At 68.9% G+C, this 21,997-nt stretch carries 19 protein-coding genes; 9 read left to right on the top strand and 10 right to left on the bottom strand.

What is annotated here, in order from left to right:
* Nucleotides 1–33 precede the first annotated feature (33 nt).
* Entirely contained in the window at nt 34–822 is a 789-nt protein-coding gene (locus tag CX1_RS09880; RefSeq protein WP_046649454.1) for a TIM barrel protein, read from the bottom strand.
* A gap of 37 nt (nt 823–859) precedes the next feature.
* Here CX1_RS09880 and CX1_RS09885 point away from each other — a divergent pair, with 37 nt between their 5' ends.
* Nucleotides 860–1,687 carry an SDR family oxidoreductase gene (locus CX1_RS09885; RefSeq protein WP_255217655.1) on the top strand — a complete coding sequence of 276 codons (828 nt, stop codon included), beginning with the start codon at nt 860–862 and terminating at the stop codon, nt 1,685–1,687.
* A gap of 174 nt (nt 1,688–1,861) precedes the next feature.
* Nucleotides 1,862–3,019 carry an isochorismate synthase gene (locus CX1_RS09890; RefSeq protein WP_060925595.1) on the top strand — a complete coding sequence of 386 codons (1,158 nt, stop codon included), beginning with the start codon at nt 1,862–1,864 and terminating at the stop codon, nt 3,017–3,019.
* 96 nt (nt 3,020–3,115) lie between these two features.
* On the opposite strand, the gene CX1_RS09895 is transcribed toward CX1_RS09890, so the two are convergent.
* The 3 genes from CX1_RS09895 to CX1_RS09905 form a co-directional block, all read right to left on the bottom strand.
* Nucleotides 3,116–3,904 carry a fumarylacetoacetate hydrolase family protein gene (locus tag CX1_RS09895; RefSeq protein WP_060925596.1) on the bottom strand — a complete coding sequence of 263 codons (789 nt, stop codon included), beginning with the start codon at nt 3,902–3,904 and terminating at the stop codon, nt 3,116–3,118.
* Between the two features lie 66 nt (nt 3,905–3,970).
* The gene (locus CX1_RS09900) at nt 3,971–4,597 is read right to left on the bottom strand and encodes an exonuclease domain-containing protein (RefSeq protein ID WP_231129776.1); all 627 of its coding nucleotides are present in this window, start codon (nt 4,595–4,597) and stop codon (nt 3,971–3,973) included.
* 14 nt (nt 4,598–4,611) lie between these two features.
* Nucleotides 4,612–6,471 (bottom strand): DUF294 nucleotidyltransferase-like domain-containing protein, encoded by a 1,860-nt coding sequence (locus tag CX1_RS09905; protein WP_060925597.1) that lies wholly within the window; start codon nt 6,469–6,471, stop codon nt 4,612–4,614.
* Nucleotides 6,472–6,560: 89 nt separating this feature from the next.
* Between CX1_RS09905 and CX1_RS09910 the strand changes: the two genes are divergently transcribed.
* From CX1_RS09910 to CX1_RS09930, 5 genes are all read left to right on the top strand, one after another.
* The gene (locus CX1_RS09910) at nt 6,561–7,382 is read left to right on the top strand and encodes a hypothetical protein (protein WP_060925598.1); all 822 of its coding nucleotides are present in this window, start codon (nt 6,561–6,563) and stop codon (nt 7,380–7,382) included.
* Between the two features lie 57 nt (nt 7,383–7,439).
* On the top strand, nt 7,440–8,168 hold the full coding sequence (locus tag CX1_RS09915; RefSeq protein WP_082719277.1) for a mycothiol transferase: 729 nt from the start codon (nt 7,440–7,442) through the stop codon (nt 8,166–8,168).
* Between the two features lie 28 nt (nt 8,169–8,196).
* Entirely contained in the window at nt 8,197–8,940 is a 744-nt protein-coding gene (locus CX1_RS09920) for a Crp/Fnr family transcriptional regulator (RefSeq protein WP_046649459.1), read from the top strand.
* Nucleotides 8,941–9,057: 117 nt separating this feature from the next.
* Nucleotides 9,058–9,285 (top strand): heavy-metal-associated domain-containing protein, encoded by a 228-nt coding sequence (locus tag CX1_RS09925; protein WP_060925599.1) that lies wholly within the window; start codon nt 9,058–9,060, stop codon nt 9,283–9,285.
* A 250-nt stretch (nt 9,286–9,535) separates the two neighbouring features.
* Nucleotides 9,536–11,458 (top strand): heavy metal translocating P-type ATPase, encoded by a 1,923-nt coding sequence (locus CX1_RS09930; protein ID WP_060925600.1) that lies wholly within the window; start codon nt 9,536–9,538, stop codon nt 11,456–11,458.
* 197 nt (nt 11,459–11,655) lie between these two features.
* Here the strand turns inward: CX1_RS09930 and CX1_RS09935 are convergent, their stop codons facing one another.
* Both CX1_RS09935 and CX1_RS09940 read right to left on the bottom strand, forming a co-directional pair.
* Nucleotides 11,656–12,678 carry a 3-isopropylmalate dehydrogenase gene (locus tag CX1_RS09935; protein WP_113570033.1) on the bottom strand — a complete coding sequence of 341 codons (1,023 nt, stop codon included), beginning with the start codon at nt 12,676–12,678 and terminating at the stop codon, nt 11,656–11,658.
* A gap of 106 nt (nt 12,679–12,784) precedes the next feature.
* A complete protein-coding gene (locus tag CX1_RS09940; RefSeq protein ID WP_052753001.1) occupies nt 12,785–13,762 on the bottom strand; it encodes a hypothetical protein in 978 nt (325 codons plus the stop codon).
* Nucleotides 13,763–13,920: 158 nt separating this feature from the next.
* Between CX1_RS09940 and CX1_RS09945 the strand changes: the two genes are divergently transcribed.
* Nucleotides 13,921–14,889, top strand: coding sequence for a hypothetical protein (locus CX1_RS09945; RefSeq protein WP_146780696.1), 969 nt, complete (start codon nt 13,921–13,923; stop codon nt 14,887–14,889).
* Between the two features lie 78 nt (nt 14,890–14,967).
* On the opposite strand, the gene CX1_RS09950 is transcribed toward CX1_RS09945, so the two are convergent.
* The 4 genes from CX1_RS09950 to CX1_RS09965 all read right to left on the bottom strand — a co-directional run bounded on the left by CX1_RS09950 (nt 14,968) and on the right by CX1_RS09965 (nt 20,417).
* A complete protein-coding gene (locus CX1_RS09950; RefSeq protein WP_082719294.1) occupies nt 14,968–16,644 on the bottom strand; it encodes a dipeptide ABC transporter ATP-binding protein in 1,677 nt (558 codons plus the stop codon).
* A gap of 74 nt (nt 16,645–16,718) precedes the next feature.
* Nucleotides 16,719–17,750, bottom strand: a complete 1,032-nt coding sequence (locus tag CX1_RS09955; protein WP_082719278.1) for an ABC transporter permease — start codon at nt 17,748–17,750, stop codon at nt 16,719–16,721.
* Nucleotides 17,743–18,669: an ABC transporter permease gene (locus CX1_RS09960; RefSeq protein WP_060925603.1), complete on the bottom strand. Its 927-nt coding sequence runs from the start codon at nt 18,667–18,669 to the stop codon at nt 17,743–17,745. Before CX1_RS09960 ends, CX1_RS09955 begins: the two co-directional genes overlap by 8 nt.
* A 5-nt stretch (nt 18,670–18,674) precedes the next feature.
* Nucleotides 18,675–20,417, bottom strand: coding sequence for a peptide ABC transporter substrate-binding protein (locus tag CX1_RS09965; protein ID WP_306302941.1), 1,743 nt, complete (start codon nt 20,415–20,417; stop codon nt 18,675–18,677).
* Nucleotides 20,418–20,662: 245 nt separating this feature from the next.
* On the opposite strand from CX1_RS09965, the gene CX1_RS09970 reads away from it, so the two are divergent.
* Nucleotides 20,663–21,751 (top strand): GTP-binding protein, encoded by a 1,089-nt coding sequence (locus CX1_RS09970; protein WP_060925604.1) that lies wholly within the window; start codon nt 20,663–20,665, stop codon nt 21,749–21,751.
* The last annotated feature ends 246 nt before the right edge of the window (nt 21,752–21,997 follow it).

Here is a 21,997-nt window from a genome sequence, read left to right on the forward strand (position 1 = left end):
GCCAACCGGCGATGGGGAACGAACGGCCGAACGCTACCGCCCGACCCATTCGTCGGCGATGCGCCCGGAGTAGCCGAGCTCTTCGAGCCGCTCCAGCCACCGGCGCATCGGCGCCGCCCCCGTGAACCCCGCGCCCGTGCCCGGCGCCCCGCGGCCGGGGGAATCGGCGATCTGCACGTGGTGCGGCAGCGGTTGCTCCCCCGCCGCGACGTCATCGAGCCACGCGTCGACGTCGGCGCCGAGCTCGGCCAGGTGGAACACGTCGAGCAGCAGGCCCGCCCCGGTTTCGCGGCACAGCTCGACCGCGGTCCACGGGTCGCGCACCGGCAGCTCGGGGTTGCCGGACAGCGGTTCGATCAGCGGGGTGAACCCGGGCAGCGCCTCGGCGACCGCCCGGACATGACGCCGCTGCGTCTCGGTCACTTCGGGGCCTCCCGCGCCGGGGAGCAGATTGCCCATGGACACGCCGGTCAGTTCGCGCAGTCGGCGGACGGCGGCGAGGTGGCCGTCGGAAAGCATGCGTTCGTGCAGCACCCCGCGCTCCCCCGCGGCCATGTCGCCGGCCCACAGGTTGATGGCGACCAGCCGCACGCCCGCATCGTCGAGAGCAGCCGCAAATTCCAGGATTTCGCTTTCCGACGGCTCCTCCGCCGCGAACGGCCACCAGAACTCGACCTCGCGGTAGCCGGCGGCCGCGGCGGCGCGCATGGCCTCCGCGGGAGTGCGGCCGGGATGGTGGATGGAGCAGTTGGCGACGTGATCGGTGCCGGTGATGTGATCAGTGCCGGTGACGTGGTCCGGGGTGTCGTTCGCGGGGGTCATGGCGTCCAGATTAGTGGCCCGTGCCACAATTCGATCCATGCGAGCCATGAACGAAGCCGGCGACGGCCCGGACGTGACGGACGGTGGAGACCACCGTGACCACCGCAACCACGGCGACCGCGCACGCTACGCGCTGGTCACCGGCGGCGGGGCGGGCATCGGCGCCGAAGTCGCCCGGGCCCTCGTCGCCGACGGGTGGACCGTGCGCATCTGCGGACGCACGCCCGCCCCTCTCGAAGCCGTGTGCGCCGAATCCCCCGACGCGCTGAGCTGGGCGCGCTGCGACGTCATCGACGAATCCGACGTCGACGCACTGTTCGCCGGCATCGCCGCCGACTTTGGCCGCCTCGACCTGGCCGTGATCAATGCCGGCGTACCCGGGCCGACCGCACCGCTGGGAGAGATGAGTGCCGACGGCTTCCGCGAGACGGTGGAGATCAACCTGACCGGCGCGTTCCTCACTGCGCGCGGTGCCTTCCGCGCCATGGCGGCGCAGGATCCGGCGGGCGGGCGAATCATCTTCAACGGCTCCATCGCCGCCCAGACTCCCCGCCCGCATTCCGCGCCGTACGCGGCGTCGAAGGCGGGCCTGGCCGGCCTCGCCGCAGTCACAGCGCTCGACGGGCGCCCGCACGGGATCACCGCCACGCGCATCGACGTCGGCAACGCCGCGACGGGGCTGCTCGCCGGTTTCGGCGCGTCGACCGGCGCGCTGCAGGCCGACGGATCGCACCTGGTCGAGCCGACCTTCCCCGCGGCCGAAGCCGCCCGCGCATTCGCCTACGCGGCGTCGCTGCCCGCGGGCGCGGTGGTGGACCAGCTCACGGTCACCGCCGCGGGAATGCCCTTCGGCGGGCGCGGCTGAGACGGCGGGAATCGCCCCTGACATGGAGGTTTCACCTGCGAATCGGTTCCCGGCGACCTGCTGGGTATCATCGGGATACACCGGGAACGACGACTCCCGCGGTGGCGTGGATCACTCACCGCATGGCTCCGATCGGGTTTCCGGCCGAGTGCGGGAAGGCGGTGAACGGGTCCGATGACCTCGGAAGGCGACGAATGCGTCCGCGGGCGACGCGGCCCCTTCGACGGGCGCCCCGCAACGGCCCCCGACTTCCTGCTCTCCCGCAGCCACGGTTCCGTGCGCACGCAGGGATCCCTGGCCACGTACAGCGACCCGTGGCTGGCCGCCGAGCGCCTGCGCCGCGGTGAGCACCAGATGATCGTCGGCGCCATCCCGTTCAATCCCGAGCGCCCCGCCGCCCTGACCGTGCCGCGCGAGATCATCCGCTCCGAGCAGCCGCTGGAGCCGCCGGCCCACTACCGGTGGAATCCGCCGGAGATCAAGGCCCGCATCGTCGGCCACGACCCGGCGCCGGAGGAGCACCTCGAGCGCCTCGACGCCGCCATCCGCACCATCAAGGTCTCCGGCATGGACAAGGTCGTTCTGGCACGGGCCATCGACCTGGCCATCGATCCGGCGATCGACCCGCTGCAGTTGTCCTCCCGCCTCATCGACGGTTCCCCCAACCGCGACGGTTTCGTCGCCGACCTCGGCCCGGCCGGCGGGCGATTCACCGGCCGCATGCTCATCGGGTCCTCCCCCGAGATGCTGGTGCGCCGCCGCGGCCGCATCGTCGAGGCGTTCCCGCTGGCCGGTTCGGCGCCCCGCTCCCGCGACCGCGCGGCCGACGAGGCCGCCGCCGCGAAGCTCATGGCCTCGCGCAAGAACAACGAGGAACACGAGTTCGTCGTCGACGACATCGCCGACAACCTCGCCCCGCTGTGCTCGCACCTCGACGTCCCCCACGAGCCGCAGCTGCTGAGCACCTCCGAGATGTGGCACCTGGGCACCTTCATCCGGGGCGAACTGAAGGACCCGGTCATCTCCGCCCTCGACCTGGCCCTGCTGGTCCACCCCACCCCGGCGATCTGCGGCACGCCGACCGAATCGGCCATGAGCGTCATCGAGGCCATCGAGTCCGACCGCGGCTTCTACGCCGGCTGCGTCGGCTGGTGCGACTCCGAGGGCGACGGCGAATTCGTCGTGTCCATCCGGTGCGCCGAGATCGACGCCGCGGGCACCGAGGCCCGCCTGTGGGCCGGCGGCGGCATCGTCGCCGACTCGAACCCCGAAGAGGAGCTCGCCGAAACCACGGCGAAGCTGCGCACCGTACTGCGCGCCTTCGGGCTCTGACCTCTGCCCGTGCTCCCACCCGGGCACGCGAAAACCCCTCCCCGACCTGAAAAGGTCCGGGAGGGGTTCGTCGTCAAGCGAAAGCGGTGAAGCGGACTACGCGCGCTCGACCGGGTTGGCCAGCTTGCCGATGCCCGGGATCTCGATCTCGATGCGGTCGCCCGGGAACATCTCGGCGGTGCCCGCCGGAGAACCCGTGCAGATGATGTCGCCCGGCAGCAGGGTAATCGAGGCGGTGAGGAACTCGATGATCTCCGGGATCGACATGATCATCTGGTCGGAGTTGGAGTCCTGCTTGGTCTCGGTGACGCCGTTCTGGGTCAGGTGCGCCTTGATGGGCAGGTTCTCGTAATCCAGCTCGGTCTGGATCCACGGGCCGATCGGGCAGAACGTGTCGATGCCCTTCGCGCGCGCCCACTGGCCGTCGGCGAACTGCAGATCGCGCGACGAGACGTCGTTGACGATGGTGTAGCCGAAGATCACGGACTCGGCGTCGGCGGCCTTGACGTTCTTGCAGGGCTTGCCGATGACGATGGCCAGCTCGCCCTCGAACTCCACCTTCGTGGCGAACTCCGGGATGCGGATGGGCGCCTCGGGGCCGATGACGGCCGTCGGCGGCTTGAGGAACATCGTCGGCGGCAGCGACTCGCCGGAGGTCTTGAAGACCTCCTTGACGTGGTCGGCGTAGTTGCGGCCGATGGCGACCACCTTCGACGGCAGCATCGGCGCGAGCAGGCGCACGTCGGCCAGCGGCCAGGAGCGGCCGGTCTTGGTCACCTCGCCGAAGGGATGGCCTTCGATCTCGTGCAGCTGAACACCGTCATCTTCGCCTTCGACCAGCGCGAAACACATGCCCTCGGGGTGGGCGATTCGAGCAATACGCATGCGGGACAGGTTACATGCCCGCACCCGGCACACGGTGATCGGCCCCACGCCGCCGGGGGCACCCCGCTACCGCGGCAGCCCCGCCGCGTCCTGCGCCAGCCACAGCTCGGCGCCGGACAATGCGTCGGTCAACGCGTGGTGCGCCTTGTAGGGGGCGAGCCCGTATCGTTCGCGGACGGTCCACAGGCGCAGCTCGTCGCGGCGCGGCTCGCGGTCGGCGGCCTGGTACTTGCGGTACTCGCGCTGCATGGTGTCGGCGACCTCGACCTTGAGCCCGGCGCCGAAATGCTGGCGGCAGGCCTTGTCCAGGAAGCCCGTCTCCAGCTTCGCGAAATGCGCCAGCAGCCTGCGCCCCTTGAGCGCGTGGAGCACCATCTCCATCGCCTCGCGGGGGTCGACGCCCTCGGCGATGGCGTCATCGGTCAGGCCGTGGAGCGTCGCGGATTCGCCGACCGACGCCTCCCCTTCCGCGCCGCGCAGCACCACGTGGCCGGCGCCGCCGAGGATGATCTCGTCGCCGTCGACCGGCACCCAGCCGATCGACAGCAGACGGTCCTTGTTCGGGTCGAGGCCCGTGGTCTCCACGTCCACCGCCAACCAGCGGTCCTGCTGCAGCGGGACGTCGTAGAACTCGGCGAGTGCGCCGGTTGCTTTGCGACGGCCACCGCCGAACATCGAATCGAAGATTCCCATGAGTTATCGCCCCGTCACGACATCTGGCTGATCGGGTACTTCGTGGCCAGCGACTGCTGGAGCCGGCGGATCACCCCGAAGGCGTCGCGCAGGTGCTCTCGCTCGAGGCGGGACAGCTCCTTCGGGTTGACGTGGTTGTCGGGGACCTCGCCCCCATTCACCGCCGCCTCGTGGTGGGCGAGTTGGACGGTGGCCAGGAAGTCGAAGGCGTCGCGCAGATCCGCGGCGCCCTGACGGCTCACGGCGCCGGCGCCGGCGGCCGCGGCGAGGCGGTCGCGGGTGCCCACCTGGGGCAGGCCCGAGGCCACCGCGAACAGACGCGCCATCTGGACGACGGTGGCGATGCCGCCCTTCTTGATGTCGAGCGTGTTGGCGTGGCTGCCGCCCTTTTCCAGCACGAGACCGCGGAAGAAGCCCAACGGGGGTTCGCGGTTGGCGGCGAGCTTGGCCAGGTGCGCGTGGAGGCGCTTGGAGCCTTCGGCGATGGGCACGTAGGTGGCGCGCAGGTCATCGACCAGCTCGTCGTCGCCGTGGACGCCGCGGATGTCGAAGAACGTCTGGGCGTGGAGCAGCGCATCGGGGTCGGGCTTGGTGATCCACAAGTGGAACTTCGTCTTCCACTGCGACAGGCTCATGCGCCAATCCGGGTTCGACGCCATCATGTTGCCGGGGCACAGCGGGTAGCCGCATTCGGCGAGCGAGTTGCAGACGAAGTCGGCGAGCCGGGCGAAGTAGTCGCCGTGAGCGGCTTCGTCGTAGGCGTCGTCGATGATGAAGGCGTTGTCCTGGTCGGAGGCCATGCCCATCTCGCGGCGCCCCTGGGAGCCGAGGACCACGAAGGAGTACGGCACCGGCGGGGCGCCGAATTTTTCCTCGCCCAGGGTCAGCAGGCGGCGGGCGACGGCGTCGGCGGTGACGGTGAGCAGGCGGGAGACCTCGTCGGCGGACACGCCGCGCTCGATGAAGCGGCCGACGACGCGCCGCGAGTTGGCGGCGACCTCGGCGATCTCGGCGACCGTGCCCTTGCGGGCCAGCGTGGCCGTGGCGTAGACGGGGTCGGTGTGCAGGGTGCGCAGCAGGTCGCCGATGACGACCATGCCCACCACTCCCGTCTCGTCGGCGACCGGCAGGTGGTGGTAGCTGCGTTCGGCCATGAGCAGCATCGCCTCGAACGCCAACATCGACGGGTCGACGGTGACCGGGTCCGGCGTCATGACGTCGCCGATGATCAGCTCCGGTCCGTGGCCCGCTGCGAGCACGCGGCGGCGCAGATCGCGGTCGGTGAGGATGCCGGTGAGTTTCCCGTCGTCGATGATGAGCAGCGAGGAGACGTTGCGTTCGCTCATCAGCTGGGCGCCCTCCCCGATCGTCGCGCCGGAGCCGATGTGGACGGGATCGCCGGCCATGAGGTCGGCGACGCGGGTGCGCAGCGCGTCGGTGGACGCGGAGCTGCGCAGGTCCGAGGCCACGGCGCGGATGCGCGCGTTCTCGCCGCCGTAGTACTGGCTGATGTGCGGGAAGCGGGCGACGAGATCGTCGAAAACCTCGTGGGAGATGACCAGCAGCAGCGTGTCCTCCACCGCCGTCATGGTGTACAGCGACGGTTCACCCGACAACAGGGTGGAGTAGCCGAGGTGATCGCCGTCGTCGCGCCGGTCGAGCAGCGTGCCCGCGGGGTCGAAGACGTCCACGAGGCCGGAGCGAACGATGAAGACCGCGTCGTTGGCTCGGCCGGCGGAGATGATCTCCTGCCCACGGCGGGCGTAGCGCATGGTCAGCCGGGACGGCAGCTGCCTGAGCTCCTCGTCCGGCAGTTCCGAAAACGGCGAGGTCTGGCGGAGGAAATCGCGGATTTCGTCGAGTTCGACGGACATGGGGCCTCCTGGGGGCTCCGGCCGGACCTCTGACGCCCGACGGCAATCGTTTCATCCAGAATATCGAACACCGCTGCTAGGTTGGCCCCATGTTCAGCCGACGCAGGAAGACCGGACCCCAGGACACCCCCGAGCCCGCCCCCGATGCGGCGGAGCCTGCCGAAAACACTGCCTCGCCCGTCAACGACATCCCCTCCGATGACGCCGAATTGATGCGCACGCTGCGCTCCCGGTTGTTCGACAGGATGACCGATGAGACCCATGACCGGGAGTTCGCGTACTCCCGCCGGATCGGCCCGTTGGCGGAGGTGATGTGCCGGGATCTGCCGTCGCACGTCACCACGCTCACCGACGCGCACCTGGCGGAGCGGGACCTCGATCTGCTCTTCGCCGCAGCGCGCCGGAACACGGAGGTCGAGCAGTCCGACCTGTCCAACGTCGCCGTCGAGGGCGGCGGCCCGATGTGGCTGCTGGAGGGGGACCACTTCTTCGTGTCCTCGCAGATCGCGTCGCTGCCGGCGCGCATCGCCGACGAGGCCGGTGTCCCCGCCGTCGGCGAAGGCATCCTGGCCGTCGCGCCGCGCCGCGGCTCCCTGGTGGGCGTGCCGTTGGTGGACGAAACGTCGCTGCGCGGGATCGGCATGCTCTTCGACTTCCTGGAAAGGTTCGGCGACGGCACCGGCTTCGAGGGGCTCTATTACATCCACGATCCGGAAGTCTCCTCCTCCGTGGCCGGGTCGGGGTTCAGCGACGGGCCGTTGATCCAGGACGTTCGCGGCCCCGACGGCCCCAACGGCAAGCCGTCCGTGCTCGTCGACGGCCCCTTCGAAGACGCGATGATGCGCGCCGGCCTGATCAATCCCGGCGGTCCCGCCGACGGCGGGTCCGGGACGGGGCCCGGCGAACGGTGAAAGCCATGGGCGTCGCAAAGCCTGCCGTGTGACATCGATCACGGCTATGGTGGATGCATGAACACGCAGAACCCCGCCCGCCCGCTGGAATCCCACATTCTCGAGGCATTCGATGCGATCGCCGCGATCGTCGGCGGCATGGACGACGAGCTGGCCAACGCCCGCCCCGACATCCCCGGCGTGAACTCCCCGCTGGTGCTGCTGCGCCACGTCGGAGGCTCCGCCCGATACTGGCTCGACCACGTGTGCCTGGGCAACGAGGACGTGCGCGACCGCACCGACGAGTTTTCCGCCCGCGGCTCCGTCGCCGACGAACTGGAGCGCCACGCCGCACAGCGCGAGGTCATCGTCGCCGCGCTGGAGAAGCTCCGCGACGCCGACCCGCAGGACGCGCCCGCCGCTCCCCCGACCGACAAGCGGCGCTGGTGGCTGCCGACGATCGGCGGCGTGATGGTGCACGTGTACCACGAATGCGCGCAGCACCTCGGCCACCTGGAGATCACCCGCGACGCGCTGGTCGCGGGACTGCCGCGGGCCGGCCAGAAGCGGTCGGTGCTCGACCTGATCATCGACGAGCTGGACCGCCAGGGGCATCCGGCCGACGCAATCGAGCCGGACGAGTACTACGGCGGGCACGTCATCACCACCACCGACGGCATGCAGCTGGGCACCGTCGACATCGAGGCGGCCTGCATCCGCGTTTCCGAGGGCGTCCGCGGTCCCGAGCGCACCCAGCGCCGTCGCTGGGTGGTGCGCGAGCAGCTCATCGCGCTGTTGTCGGACTGAGCGTGGCCGATCATGGTTCGATGGGGCCATGAGTGAACGACGATACGTGCCGCTGCGGGCGGCCTGCGGAGAGCCGCACTCCTGCCCCGCGCCCGTGCGGCGCCGGGTGCTGGCGGCGACGGCGCTGTTCGGGGACCTGGGCGAACGGGACATCGCCGACGTGGGCGAGCGGATGACCGCCCGATCCTGGGCCGCCGGCGAATACCTGTACGTCGAAGGGGACCCCGCCGACGACCTGTACGTCCTCGCCTCCGGGCGCGCGAAAATGACGCGGACCGACGCGGACGGCGCCGAAATCGTCCTCGACGTGCTCGGCCCCGGGGATCTGTTCGGTGGAGTGGCGTCGTTGGGCATGGGTGTCCACGGAGATTCCGTCATGGCCCTGCAGACGACGTGCGCGCTGCGCATCGACTCCGAGGGATTCCGCACCCTGCTCGGCGATTACCCCGCAGTCGCCGTGCGAGCCTTCGACGAGGTCGCGGGCCAACTCAGTTCGACCCGCGCGGCATTCGCGGCCGTGACCGGCACCGTCGCGCAAAGGGTGGCCGGTGCGCTGGTCCGCCTGGCCGCGAAGTTCGGCGATCCCGGGCCCGACGGGGTGTTGCTGCAGGTGCCGCTGACCCGGGCGGACCTCGCCGGAATGACCGGATCGACCACGGAGTCGGTGAGCCGCGCCATGAGCGCCATGCGCCGCGACGGCGTCATCGACACGGGCCGCAAATGGACCGCGATCATCGACATGGCCGCGCTCCGGGAGCTCGCCGAAGGATGATTTCCGGATAATTGACGCACGTCAATGTCGCTTCCGCCGCCCCGCAATAGCGTGAGTGGCGCACCAAGGAAAACGGCGGGCCACGACCCTCCGACCAGCCGAAAGGAAGCGATCACCATGTCCGACGTCACCACCACCATGCTCCGCGCCGAGGGCTTCACCTGCCCGTCGTGCGTCTCCAAGATCGAGAAGCGGGTCGGCCGCATGCCCGGAGTCTCCGGCGTGACCGTCCACTTCAACACCTCGCGCATCGAGGTCGACCACGACCCGGAGGTCGCCGGCGCCGACGCCATCATCGACGAGATCGCGAAGGCCGGGTACGTCGCCAAGGCATCCGCCTTCTGACTCCCGCCCGCCGACCCGAACCGCCCCGTACCGGACCACCGGTGCGGGGCGGTTTTCGCGTCCCCGCTCGTCCCCCTCTCCTCCACCTCTCCTCCACCTCTCCTCCCTTCCGAACCTCTCCCGGACAATTGATCCGCGTCATTCTCCGGAGCGCCGCTCCCCCATACCGTCGGAGACGAACCTGGAAATCGCCTGGTGACCGGCCCGCTCGGCCGCGGCAGTGGGCGACCTGAACCGAAAGGACGGGACAATGACACGCTTCAACGGATTCCTCACCGGACGGTGGGCGGTGCCGATCATCTCGGGCACGCTCATCATCGCCTCGTGGATCGCATCGGGCCTCGCCGGCGCGCACGCGGTGGCCAACGGCCTGATGCTCGCCGCGGCCGTGGTCGCCGGCTGGCGCATCGCCCGGGGCGCCGTCCGGGCACTGATGGTCCGCGACATCGGCATCGACGCACTGGTGACCGTTGCCGCCGTCGGAGCCATCCTCATCGGCAACTACTGGGAAGCCGCGGCGGTGACCTTCCTCTTCGCCGTGGGCAATGCCCTGGAGTCGGCGACGCTGAACAAGACGAGGTCCGCGCTGCAGGAGCTCATCGCGGTCGCCCCCGACGAGGCGGTCGTCCTCCGCGGCGGCGAACAGGTCACGGTCGGCGCCGCCGAGGTCGCCGCGGGCGAGATCGTCATCGTGAAGAACGGCGCCAAGGTCCCCGTCGATGGGGTGGTCGTCGACGGAACCGGCGCCATCGACCAGGCGAGCATCACGGGCGAGTCGGTGCCCGTCGACAAGCGGATCGGCGACCAGGTGTTCGCCGGAACCATCTCCCGCGGCGGCTTCCTGCGGGTCGAGGCCACCGGCGTCGGCGCGGACACGACGCTCGCGCGCATCATCCACCGCGTCGAGGAGGCGCAGGACGCGAAGGCTCCGACGCAGACGTTCATGGAGAAGTTCTCACGCTGGTACACGCCGGGCATCATCGTCCTGGCCGTCGTCGCGGGGCTGGCGTTCCGCGACGTCGAGCTGGCGCTGACGCTGCTGGTCATCGGCTGCCCCGGCGCGCTGGTCATCTCGATCCCGGTGTCCATCGTCTCCGGCATCGGCCGTGCGGCGCGCGACGGCATCCTGATCAAGGGCGGCGAATTCCTGGAGACCGCGGCCGACATCGACCTGGTCGCCGTGGACAAGACCGGCACGCTCACCGTCGGCGAGCCGCGCCTGGTCGACGTCATCCCCGTCGGCGAGGGCGTCACCCGTCGCGAGGTGCTGGCCGCGGCGGCCCGCGCGGAGGCCGGCTCCGAGCACCCGCTGGCCGCGCCCATCCTCGAGGCCGCCCGCGACGGAGGTCTGTCCGTCGCGCTGCCGGACACCGTGGAATCCGTTCCCGGCAAGGGCATCCGCGCCGTCGCCGACGGCGAGCTGATCCTGGTGGGCAACCCCGCGCTGCTCGAGCAGTTCGGCATCGATTCCCCTGACGCAGCCCGCGTCGCCGGCGAACTGGCGGACGGCGGGACCACCCCGATGATCGTCGCGGCGGGCGGCCGCGCGCTCGGCGTCATCGCCGTCGCCGACGAGGTCCGCGACATGGCGGCCGACATGGTCGCAGGCCTGCACCGCATCGGCGTCAAGGACGTCGTCATGCTCACCGGCGACGTCGAACCGGTGGCCCGCGCCATCGGCGGCGCGACCGGGGTCGACGAGATCCGCGCGTCGCTGCTGCCGGAGGGCAAGTACGACGCCGTGGAGTCCTACCGCGCCGCCGGCCGCACGGTCGCGATGGTAGGCGACGGCGTCAACGACGCCCCGGCGCTTGCCGCCGCGGACATCGGCGTGGCCATGGGCGCCGCCGGTTCCGCCGTCGCGGTCGAGTCCGCCGACATCGCGCTGATGTCCGACGACCTGCTCAAGCTGCCGGAGGCCATCGACTTGGCCAAGCGCACCAACCGCGTGATGAAGCAAAACATCTTCATCGCCCTGCTCACCGTCGCCGTGCTCTTGGCGGGCGTGTTCGCGGGCGGCGTGACCATGGCCATCGGCATGCTCGTCCACGAGCTGTCGGTGCTGGTGGTCATCGTCAACGCGATGCGGCTGCTGCGCCGCAGGAAGTTCGCGACCGGCTCCCTGATCCCGGCCTCCTCCACGGAGCCCCGCAGCCCGGTGCGCGTCGCCTGAGTTGGGGACGCAACTGCGGACGCTTCCCCGATTTCACGCAACAAAATCGGGGAAGCGTCCACAGTTGGTGCCGCGCGCCCCGGGGTGCGTTCACTTATTGCTTGGTGACGGCCCGTGCACACGCCAAAAGGCGCCCGGATCGGAATTCGATCCGGGCGCCTTTCCATGAGGTGAGCGTGAGCGTCGTAAAGCGAAACCTAACCCTGCGACACCGCGGCGGCGATGCGGTCACCGACCTCCGAGGTGACCATGGGGGCGTCGCCGCGGGATGCGACGTCGGCCTCGACGGCACGCTCGATGCGGGCGGCGTCGTCCTCGCGGCCGAGGTGGCGCAGCATCATCGCACCGGAGAGAATCGCGGCGGTCGGGTCGGCGATGCCCTGGCCGGCGATGTCCGGGGCGGAACCGTGGACCGGCTCGAACATCGACGGGTTGGTGCGGGAGGCATCGATGTTGGCCGAAGCGGCCAGGCCGATGCCGCCGGAGATCGCGCCGGCCTCGTCGGTGATGATGTCGCCGAAGAGGTTGTCGGTGACGATGACGTCGAAGCGCGACGGGTCGGTGACCATGTAGATGGTCGCGGCGTCGATGTGGCTGTAGTCGACGGCGACCTCGGGGTACTCGGAGGCGACCTCGTCGACGGTGCGCTGCCACAGGCCGCCGCCATGGACCAGGACGTTGGTTTTGTGCACGAGGGTGAGCTTCTTGCGGCGGGTCATGGCCAGGTCGAAGGCGTAGCGGACGACGCGCTCGGCGCCGAAGCGGGTGTTGACCGACGTCTCGTTGGCCACTTCCTGGGGCGTGCCGACGCGAATGGCGCCGCCGTTGCCGGTGTACGCGCCCTCGGTGCCCTCGCGGACGACGACGAAGTCGATGTCGCCGGGGTTCTTCAGCGGCGACTCGACGCCCGGGTACAGCTTCGACGGGCGCAGGTTGACGTGGTGATCCAGCGCGAAACGCATCTTCAGCAGCAGGCCGCGCTCGAGGATTCCCGGCGGCACCTTCCGCGGATCGCCGATGGCGCCGAGCAGGATGGCGTCGTGCTCCCGGAGGCTGTCGAGGTCGGCGTCGGTGAGCAGCTCACCATTGCGCTCGTAGCGGCGGGCGCCGAGATCGTATTCGGTGGTCTCGAAGTCGCCGATGGTCGCGCGGAGGACCTTGAGGGCCTCGGCGGTGACCTCGGTGCCGATGCCGTCGCCGTCGATGACGGCGATCTTCAGCGGGCCGGTGGTGCCGGTGGTGTCGCTCATTGTCGCGGGGATCCCTTCTCACTATATGGACGCGACAATCCTACCAAATGAGATTGGCGGGGTCACGGTGGTGGCGTCACCAGCCCGGCGGGCGCGACTGGCACACGTCGTACCACAGATCCTGACCACAAGTTTGGGACCCGTTCAAGCCGCCGCAGCACCGCTCCCCCAACGAAGCGCGGGTCGCCTGGGGATTCTGCACGCAGTATTCCTCGTAGCCGACGGAGCCGTCGGTCATGATCGCCTGACCGGGAGAATCCTCGACGCAATAGTAAAAGTACTTCGCCTCGCCGCCACCATCCGCGCTGACCCCGGAACCGTCATCAGCACCCTGCCCCGCACCCGCCGCCGACGCCGACTGCCGGTACTCGTGGACGTCGTAGACGACGTCACCGAGATTGCCCTCATCCGTCGACGACATGAACTCCCATTGCGGGGTCGCACAGTTGGTCAGCAGCATCCAGCCCCGGTCGCCCTGCTGAGAGGCGACGACGTCACCCACCGAATTGGCCAGACTCGCGTTGAGCATGACGTTTTCGTTCGCGCTCCGGAACACGACCAGATACGTCACGATGCCGCAGGAATTCATCGACATCGGCCATTGGCCCCCGTCAAGCGTTGCCTGCGTCGGCCCCGAGTGCTCGAAGACGCGGACCCGCCCATCGGTCGAACGTTCCAGCTGGTAGTCACCCCAGCTCTCGACGGCCTCCGGGGCGGGCCCGGAAATCACCACCTCGAAACCGGCCCCCTCGAGCATCGCCGCCGAATCCATGGCAGGTTCTTCGGGTTCGGTCTCGGTCTCGGGCGAAGAAGTGGAGCCCGGGGCGGGACCCGCCGTTTCGGACGATGCATCCGCCGCCGGTTCCCCGTCGTTCCCCGTCAACGCCACAACGGTCACCGCCACGGCGACGGCGATGACCGCCACCAACGCGGCGATGATGATCCCTGCCTTCATCCCCGCCGACATGCGGTTGCCGGCGGATTCGAAATTTCCGGGCTTACCGTCGCCCCACGGGTTGTCGTCGAAAAGCGGTTCCTTCTCGCTGCGGCTCATCGCGTGCCGCCTTTCTTTCCGTGGCGCCGACGCCGATTGATATCACCCACGAGAATACCCGGCGCCACCAGCGGCCAACGCGATCCGTCCTCCCCCGTTGCGATGCCCCCGTGACTGCACTTCTGCGGACGTGCGGCGTCCCCGCTAGTTTGCGGGCCATGGGGGAAACGACGACGGCACGGCCGTCCCTGAAAATGATCATCCGCACGCTCAAATGGTCCGGCATCACGGTGGAGGGGATCACCGACGACGGCGCCGGTGCCCGCCTGGAACTGGGTGACGGCACCATCTTCAACACGCACATTCTCGAGCACATGCTCGGCAACGCCCCGCGCACGAAGTGGCGGCGCATCATCGAGGACTTCATCAGGCCCGCGGTGGAGGGTCCGCCGGACGTGCCTGGGATCGGCGAGGTCGAGCTGATGAAGAACACCTACTCCCGCCTGTTGTGGGAGTTGCCCGCCGAGTTCGGGCCCGGCGCCTACACCTACGCCCGGAAGTTCGGCCCGTTCCACGAAGTCCTGCAGATGAAGATGGGCCAGCACCTGGCGTATCTGTCGGATCTTCAGGTGGAGGGCCGGGACCTCGATTTGCTTTACGACGCCGCCCGCAAGAACACCGAAAAACTGCACTGCGATATCGACCTCATGGCCCACCCGGAGACCGGCGCGATGTTGTGGTCCTTCAAGGGCGAGTCGAACCTGGTGGCGTCGAAGCTGCCGTTCGTGCCGGCGGCGATCCGCCGCGGCACCGCCGGCGTGAGCCGCGCCGGTGAGGCCGATGCCATCGGCCACGGCATGCTCTTCGCCATACCCAACCGCCACGAAATTCTGGCAACCGGGCTCAGCGCACCCTGCGACCTGGACAGCATCGAGTTGTTGATGAAGTTCTCCGCCGACTCCGCCGACTCGACCGGCATGCCCGGCACGTGGTTCATGCATTGGGACGACGGCGCCATGGAGATCGAGGCCGTGTCGTACGGGAAACACCCCATCACCGGCGAGATGCGCCTGTCCGACGGAGCGTTCCGAGACGCCATCCTCGAACTCGCGGACGAGCTCTCGGCCGACATGGACGGGTGGGATGATTTGGACGACTGGGACGACCCGGAGGACACCGGTCGCTGACCGCCGCACCACGGCGAAACCCCGCCCCCGACCACGAAGGTCGGGGACGGGGCGTCGTCTAGCGGAAAAGCGGTGGCCTTATCCCGCGTGCAGCTCGATGCTGCCGCCGGGAATCGAATCGAGCAGCCGGCGGGTGTACTCCTCCGAGGGGTTCTCGAAGAGCTCGTCGGTGCGGCCGGTTTCGACGATGCGGCCCTTCTCCATCACCAGCACCTGATCGGCGATCTGCTTGACCACCGCCAGGTCATGGGTGATGAACAGGTACGACAACCCCAGCTCGGCCTGCAGCGAATTGAGCAGGTCGAGGATCTGGGACTGCACCAGCACGTCGAGGGCGCTGACCGCCTCGTCGCACACCACCATCTCCGGATTCAGGGCCAGGGCGCGGGCGATGGCCACGCGCTGGCGCTGACCGCCCGACAGCTCCCCGGGATAGCGGTGCGCCATCGGCCGGGGAATGGACACGCGGTCGAGCAGCTCGTTGACCCGGGCCTGACGGGACTTCTCGTCGCCGATGCCGTGGATGCGCAGAGGCTCCGCGATGGTGTTGTACACCGAATACATCGGATCGAGGGACCCGTACGGGTTCTGGAAAATCGGCTGGACGCGGCGGCGGAAATCCAGCTCCCCGCCCTCGCCACCGCGCTTGCGGCACCGATCGGCGACGTCGACGCCATCGAACGACGCCGTGCCCGACGTCGGCTCCAACAATCCCAGAACCATCTGGGCGACCGTCGACTTGCCCGAACCGGACTCGCCGACGATGGCCGTGGTGGTGCCGCGCGGCATGAAAAACGTGACGTCGTCGACCGCGGTGAAGGAATCCTTCTTCCACGGCTTGGCGCCGGGGACCTCGAACACCTTGGTCAGATTGCGGACCTCGAGGATCGGCACGTCGCCGCCGGCGGTGACGCCCGGCGCATCGGCCTGCTCCATCGCCTCCTCGCGGACCTCGGCCCGGCGATCGAGGACGTCGTCGCGGCGGGCGCGCAGCGACGGGGCCGCCGCGACCAGGCGCTTGGTGTACTCGTGCCGGGGATCCTGGAGGATCTCCAGCGCCGGGCCCCACTCGACGACGTGGCCCTGGCTCATCACGATGATCCGCGACGCCCGCTCGGCGGCGAGCCCCAGATCGTGCGTGATCAGCAGCACCGACGTGCCGAGTTCGCGGGTCAGGCCATCGAGGTGATCGAGGATCTGCCGCTGCACCGTCACGTCGAGCGCCGACGTCGGCTCATCGGCGATGAGCAGCTTCGGCCGTGCCGACAGCCCGATCGCGATGAGCGCGCGCTGGCGCATGCCGCCGGAATACTCGTGCGGGAACTGGTCGATGCGCCGCTTGGCGTCCGGCAGCCCCGCCTCCTCCAGCAGCTCGATGGCGCGGGCATGGGCCTTCGACCCGGAGGCGATGCCGTTGGCGCGCAGCGACTCCTTGATCTGGTGGCCGACCTTCCACACCGGGTTGAGGTTCGACATCGGGTCCTGCGGGACCAGGCCGATCTCCGCGCCGCGCAGGGCCGTCATCCGCCGATTGGACGCATGGGTGATGTCCTCGCCGTCGAAGGTGGTCGTGCCGCCGGTGACGTGGCCGCCGCCGGGCAGCAGCCCGATGATCGAATGCGCCAGCGTCGACTTGCCCGAACCGGACTCGCCGACGATGGCGACGGTCTCGCCCGGGAAGATGTCCAGGTCGACTCCGAACACCGTCGGGGCGGGGTTCTTTTTGCCGCCGAAGGCGATGTCGACGCCCCGCATGGACAGCAGGGGCACCTCGGCACCGGCGCGGGCGGAAGCCTCGCGGGCGGGGTTGTCGTGCGCGGGAGTGTCCGTCACTTCTTCCTCTCCTTCGGGTCGAGCGCGTCCTTGACCACGTCGCCGAGCAAAATGAAGCCCAACACGGTCAGGGCCAGCGCACCGGCCGGGTAGAACAGCGTCGTCGGCGACTGGCGCAGGGTGTTCTGGGCGACGGAGATGTCGTTGCCCCAGCTCACCTCGGTCGGCGGCAGGCCGATGCCCAGGTACGACAGCGTCGCCTCAGCGACGATGTAGATGCCCAGCGACGTCGTCGCCATGACGATGATCGGCGCCAGGCAGTTGGGCAGCACGTGCCGCAGCAGGATGCGCCCGCTGGACAGGCCCAGCGCACGGGATGCGGTGACGTACTCGTTGTTCTTCACGGCGAGCACGGACGAACGCACCACGCGCGCCATCGACGGCCAGCCGAACAGGGCCAGCACCAACGTCACCGTCAACACGTCCCGGCTGGGGAACACCTGCATCAGGACGATGCCGGCGAGCAGCAGCGGGATGGCGAAGAAGATGTCGGTGATGCGCGACAGGAACGAATCGAGGAAACCGCCGATCCACCCCGCCGTCGCGCCGATGAGGATGCCCAGCAGGGTCACCAGCAGCGTCACGCACACGCCGACGATCACCGACGGCCGGGCGCCGTAGATGACGCGGGAGTAGACGTCGTAGCCCTGCTGCGTGAAACCGAAGGGATGGCCGTCGGTCGGCTCCCCCAGCGAGTTGCGCAGGTCCGCCGCGCGCGGGTCCACGGACGTGAACAGCCCGGGGAACAGCGCGACGACGGTGACCAGGGCGATGATGGCCACGGACACCCAGAACAGGGGCCGCCGGCGCATGCGCCGCCACGCCTCCCCCCACATGCCCAGGGGCACGGTGTCGGGGAGCTTCTGGTCGCGGGTGAGCACGTCCTCGGTGGACACGGGTGCGTGGCCACGCTGGAGGCGGACGCCGTCGAGGGTGGACGCCGTGACGGCGCCGACGTCGGGCAACCCGGCGTCGCCGGATCCCCCGGCCGCCCCGGCTGCGCCGGAAAGGTTCTTGGGGTCAGGCATATCGGATCCTCGGGTCGAGTGCTGCGTACAGAAGGTCGATGAGCAGGTTGGCCACCATGTAGATGATCACCAGCACGGTGACCACGCTGACCACCGTCGGCGTTTCGCCGATGGTCACGGACCGGAAGATCAGGCCGCCGACGCCGGGGATGTTGAAGATGCCCTCGGTGACGATGGCCCCGCCCATCAGCGCCGCCAGGTCCGCGCCGATGAAGGTCACGACGGGGATCAGCGAATTGCGCAGGACGTGCGAGCCGACGACCTCGCGCCTCGACATGCCGCGGGCATAGGCCGTGCGGACGAAGTCCGACCCCACCGCCTCCGCGACCGACGATCGGGTAAGCCGCAGCACGTAGGCGAAGGACACCAACCCCAGCACCGTCGCCGGCATTATCAAGTCGATGAAGTCGGCGTTGCCGCCCACCGTCGGCGGCACCACCGCCAACTTGATGCCGAAGATGAACTGGGCGACGAAGCCGATGACGAAGATCGGCACGGCGATGATGAACAGCGACACCACCAGCACGGTGGAGTCGAACCAGCCGCCCTTGCGCAGGCCCGCGACGACGCCGAAGCCGATGCCGAAGATCGTCTCGATCACCAGCGCCATCAGCGCCAGCTTGATCGTCACGGGGAAGGCGTCGGCGAGGACGTCGGTGACGGGCCGGCCGGAGAACGTCTGGCCGAAATCGAACTGGAAGATGCCGCCGACGTACATGAGGTACTGCACGAGGAACGGCTTATCCAGGTTGTAGCGCTCGCGGAGCTCCGCCTCGACCGCAGGCGTCAGGGGCTTGTCGCCCGCCAACGCCTGGATCGGGTCGCCCGGGGTCAGGAACACCATCGCGTAGATCAGGAAGGTGGCCCCGAAAAACACCGGGATCATTTGGAGCAGCCGCTTGCCGATGTACCACGGCACTCGGATCAGCCCTTCTTCATGGGCGCGTAATCGAACGTGCCGTTCCACATCATGTCGACGCCGGAGACTTCGGGGTTCCACGCGTAGGAGGACATGGGCACCCACATCGGGATAGCGGGCAGCTCGTCGACCATGATTTCCTGGGCCTGCTTGTACAGGTCATTGGCCTTGGCGGTGTCGGTTTCGGCGGCGGCCTCCTCGAGGAGACGGTCGACCTCGGGGTTGGCGTACTTGCCGTCGTTGGACGATCCGTCGGACTTGTACTGCGGCTCGAGGAAGTTGGAGATCGACGGGTAGTCGGCCTGCCAGCCGGAGCGGAACGCGGAGTTCACGGACTCGCTGGTGACGTCGTCACGCAGGCCTTTGAACAGCGGGTACGCCTTTCCGGTGGCCTCGATGCCGAGGGTGTCGGAGATGCCGTTGGTGATGGCCTCGACCCACGGCTGGTGGTCGCCGTCGGCGTTGTAGGCGATCTCGAACTTGCCGGAGAACGGCCGGATCTCGTCGGCCTGCGCCCACAGTTCCTTGGCGCGCTCGGGGTCGTAGCCGATGGTCTCGGAGGAGTCCGGGGACTCAATGCCCGGCAGGGTGGGCACGGCGAAGTCGACGGCCGGCTCGGCGGCGCCGGCGAAGATGGTGTCGACGATCAGCTGGCGGTCGAAGGCCAGGGAGATCGCCTGACGACGGAGCTTGCCTTCCTCGTCTTCACCGAAGTGCTCGAGGTACTGAGGGATGACGAAGGTCTGGGAGCGCATCGCGGCCAGTTCACCGTTGGAATCCGGGAAGTCGTTCTTGTAGTTCGACAGAGCCGCGGTGGGGATGGTGTTCAGCACGTCGAGTCGACCCGACTGCAGGTCGGCGTAGGCGGTGTCGAGGTTCTGGTAGAACACGAAGTTCACGCCGCCGTTGGCGGGCGCCTCACCGGCGTAGTCCTCGTTGACCACGGTGTTCAGGCCGACGTTGTGCTGCCACGCGTCATCGGAGGCCAGCTTGTACGGGCCGTTGCCGATCGGCGCCTGGCCGTAGGCCTCGACGTCGTCGAAGGCGACCTTGGGCCACGGGAAGTACGCGGTGAAGCCCAGGCGCATGGGGAAGGACGCCTCGGGGCTGGACAGCTTGACCTTGAACTCGGTGTCGGAGACCTTCTCCAGGCCGGACATGGTGTCGGCGGTGGCCCCCTCCTCGGCGACCGCGTCGTAGCCCTCGATGTTCTCGTAGAAGTACTGCTGCTTCTGGGCGTTCTTCGAGGCGGCGCCGTAGTTCCACGCGTCGATGAAGGAGTCGGCGGTGACCGCCTCGCCGTTGGTGAAGGTCCAGTCGTCCTTGAGCTTGATGGTGAACTCGGTGGCGTCGTCGTTGGGCTCGATGGAGTCCGCGACGGCCATTTCCGTGTCGCCGTCGGCCGTGTAGGTCACCAGGCCGGTGTACAGCGTGTCGATGATGTCGCCGCCGCAGGTTTCGTTGGTGTCGGTGGACAGCAGCGGGGACTGGGGCTCGCAGCCGTAGGCGTTGATGGCCTCGGAGCCATCGCCCCCTCCGCCGGATCCGTCATCGGAGCTGCACGCCACCATCGCCGCGCTCGCCGCGATGGCGGTGAGCCCGGCGATGATCGCCTTCTTGGGTGACTTCATGGTCTTGCCTTTCTTCGGGCCGGGGTTGTGCCCCGGATTCTCGGAGGCCATCGCGGGCGCCAAGTAGTCGATGGTGCCCGTCGAACGACGGCGGGCGGCCCGATCGGGACGGGCCACCTATGAAGTTATGGAAACGGTGTGAAAACTCGGGCCAGCTTCTGTTAACCCTCAGTTAAACCTTAGAGATTTTTCGGCAAGCAAGTGAGCCCCATCACAAACTTCGACCGCCAAAAGAGACGTCACACCGCAGAAACGCCCATTCCCCGACGCCCCCTCCCCCGCAAAACCCCGGACACGGCCACGTCGGCATCGTCGCAAAGCCCGCTTGTTGCAAATGGTTTTCGTTAAAGTATGGTGTCCGCATGACCCACTCCTCCCCCACTCCCGTGACGGTCCTCTCCGGCTTCCTCGGCGCCGGCAAGACCACGCTCCTGAACAATCTCCTGGCGGACCGCGCCGGCCGCCGGCTGGCCGTGATCGTCAACGACTTCTCCGAGGTAAACGTCGACGCCGACCTCATCGCCGCCGGCTCCCACCTCACCCGCGGCGAAGACCGCTTCGTCGAGCTGTCCAACGGCTGCATTTGCTGCACCCTGCGCGAGGACCTGGTCGAGGGCGTCGGGAACCTGGCGCGCTCCGGCAAGTACGACCAGATCGTCATCGAATCGACCGGCATCTCCGAGCCCATGCCCGTGGCGGCGACCTTCGAGTGGGAATTCGAGGACGGTTCCCGCCTGGCCGACGTCGCGCCCATCGACACGATGGTCACGCTCGTCGACGCCTCGCAGTTCCTGCCGATGCTGCGTTCCGGCACTCCCCTGTCCGCAGCCGACCGCCAGGCCACCCCGGACGACGAGCGCACGGTCTCCGATCTGCTCGTCGACCAGGTCGAGTTCGCGGACCTCATCCTGATCACCAAGACCGACCTCGTCGACGAGCCGGTGGCCCGGGCGACCGAGGACGCCGTGCGGGCCATGAACCCGCGCGCCCGCATCCTGCGGGTGACCGACGGCGAGGTCGGCGCCGGCATCGTCCTGGATGCGGGGCTTTACGACGAAGCCACCGCCGCGACCTACCACGGCTACGCCGAGGAGCTGGCGAACCCGCACACCCCGGAAACCGAGGAGTACGGGATTTCCTCCGTCACCTTCCGCGGCGACCGCCCGTTCGACCGCGACCGCCTGGTCGCCGCCCTGCGCGCCACGCGCGGCCTGGTCCGCTCGAAGGGCCACTGCTGGATCGCCGATCGCCTGGAGATCGCGCAGGTGTGGAGCCAAGTCGGCCCGAACCTGTCCATCCAGCCGGCCGTCGAATGGGCCCGCACCGACATCGCCCCGTCGAACGAGGTCGTGCTCATCGGCGTCCACTTCGACGCCGACGCCGCACTCGCCGCATTCGAGGCGGCCATGCTCAGCGACGAGGAGACGATGGCGCTGCTGGCCGAACGATGACGGCGCCGCGGGGGTGGCGGCCACCGGGCGACCTTTCCGGAATTCGCGTCGCGGACGCACCGCTTCCCCCTCCATTCGGGGCCCCCGAAGCCCCGTGACGCGGGGAGTGCACCGATTCACCCTGTTCGCCGGGGTGTGCGCCACGACACCCGGGCGCCACAGGGGCACCCTGCGTCATATGCCCTCAACAGCGACTATGCTGGAGTACGCCGTTCGCATGGTAGGTTCGCCGACAAACCGATGCGA

It is taken from the genome of Corynebacterium xerosis NBRC 16721 = ATCC 373 (assembly GCF_001552415.1).
Lineage (GTDB): Bacteria > Actinomycetota > Actinomycetes > Mycobacteriales > Mycobacteriaceae > Corynebacterium > Corynebacterium xerosis.

Coding starts and splice junctions, on each gene's coding strand:
- CX1_RS09945 (WP_146780696.1), top strand. CDS start 13,921: ATGGGGGAAACGACGACGGCACGGCCGTCCCTGAAAATGATCATCCGC.
- CX1_RS09920 (WP_046649459.1), top strand. CDS start 8,197: ATGAGTGAACGACGATACGTGCCGCTGCGGGCGGCCTGCGGAGAGCCG.
- CX1_RS09910 (WP_060925598.1), top strand. CDS start 6,561: ATGTTCAGCCGACGCAGGAAGACCGGACCCCAGGACACCCCCGAGCCC.
- CX1_RS09930 (WP_060925600.1), top strand. CDS start 9,536: ATGACACGCTTCAACGGATTCCTCACCGGACGGTGGGCGGTGCCGATC.
- CX1_RS09925 (WP_060925599.1), top strand. CDS start 9,058: ATGTCCGACGTCACCACCACCATGCTCCGCGCCGAGGGCTTCACCTGC.
- CX1_RS09970 (WP_060925604.1), top strand. CDS start 20,663: ATGACCCACTCCTCCCCCACTCCCGTGACGGTCCTCTCCGGCTTCCTC.
- CX1_RS09940 (WP_052753001.1), bottom strand. CDS start 13,762: ATGAGCCGCAGCGAGAAGGAACCGCTTTTCGACGACAACCCGTGGGGC.
- CX1_RS09915 (WP_082719277.1), top strand. CDS start 7,440: ATGAACACGCAGAACCCCGCCCGCCCGCTGGAATCCCACATTCTCGAG.
- CX1_RS09950 (WP_082719294.1), bottom strand. CDS start 16,644: ATGCGGGGCGTCGACATCGCCTTCGGCGGCAAAAAGAACCCCGCCCCG.
- CX1_RS09905 (WP_060925597.1), bottom strand. CDS start 6,471: ATGTCCGTCGAACTCGACGAAATCCGCGATTTCCTCCGCCAGACCTCG.
- CX1_RS09890 (WP_060925595.1), top strand. CDS start 1,862: ATGACCTCGGAAGGCGACGAATGCGTCCGCGGGCGACGCGGCCCCTTC.
- CX1_RS09955 (WP_082719278.1), bottom strand. CDS start 17,750: ATGCCTGACCCCAAGAACCTTTCCGGCGCAGCCGGGGCGGCCGGGGGA.
- CX1_RS09895 (WP_060925596.1), bottom strand. CDS start 3,904: ATGCGTATTGCTCGAATCGCCCACCCCGAGGGCATGTGTTTCGCGCTG.
- CX1_RS09900 (WP_231129776.1), bottom strand. CDS start 4,597: ATGGGAATCTTCGATTCGATGTTCGGCGGTGGCCGTCGCAAAGCAACC.
- CX1_RS09880 (WP_046649454.1), bottom strand. CDS start 822: ATGACCCCCGCGAACGACACCCCGGACCACGTCACCGGCACTGATCAC.
- CX1_RS09885 (WP_255217655.1), top strand. CDS start 860: ATGCGAGCCATGAACGAAGCCGGCGACGGCCCGGACGTGACGGACGGT.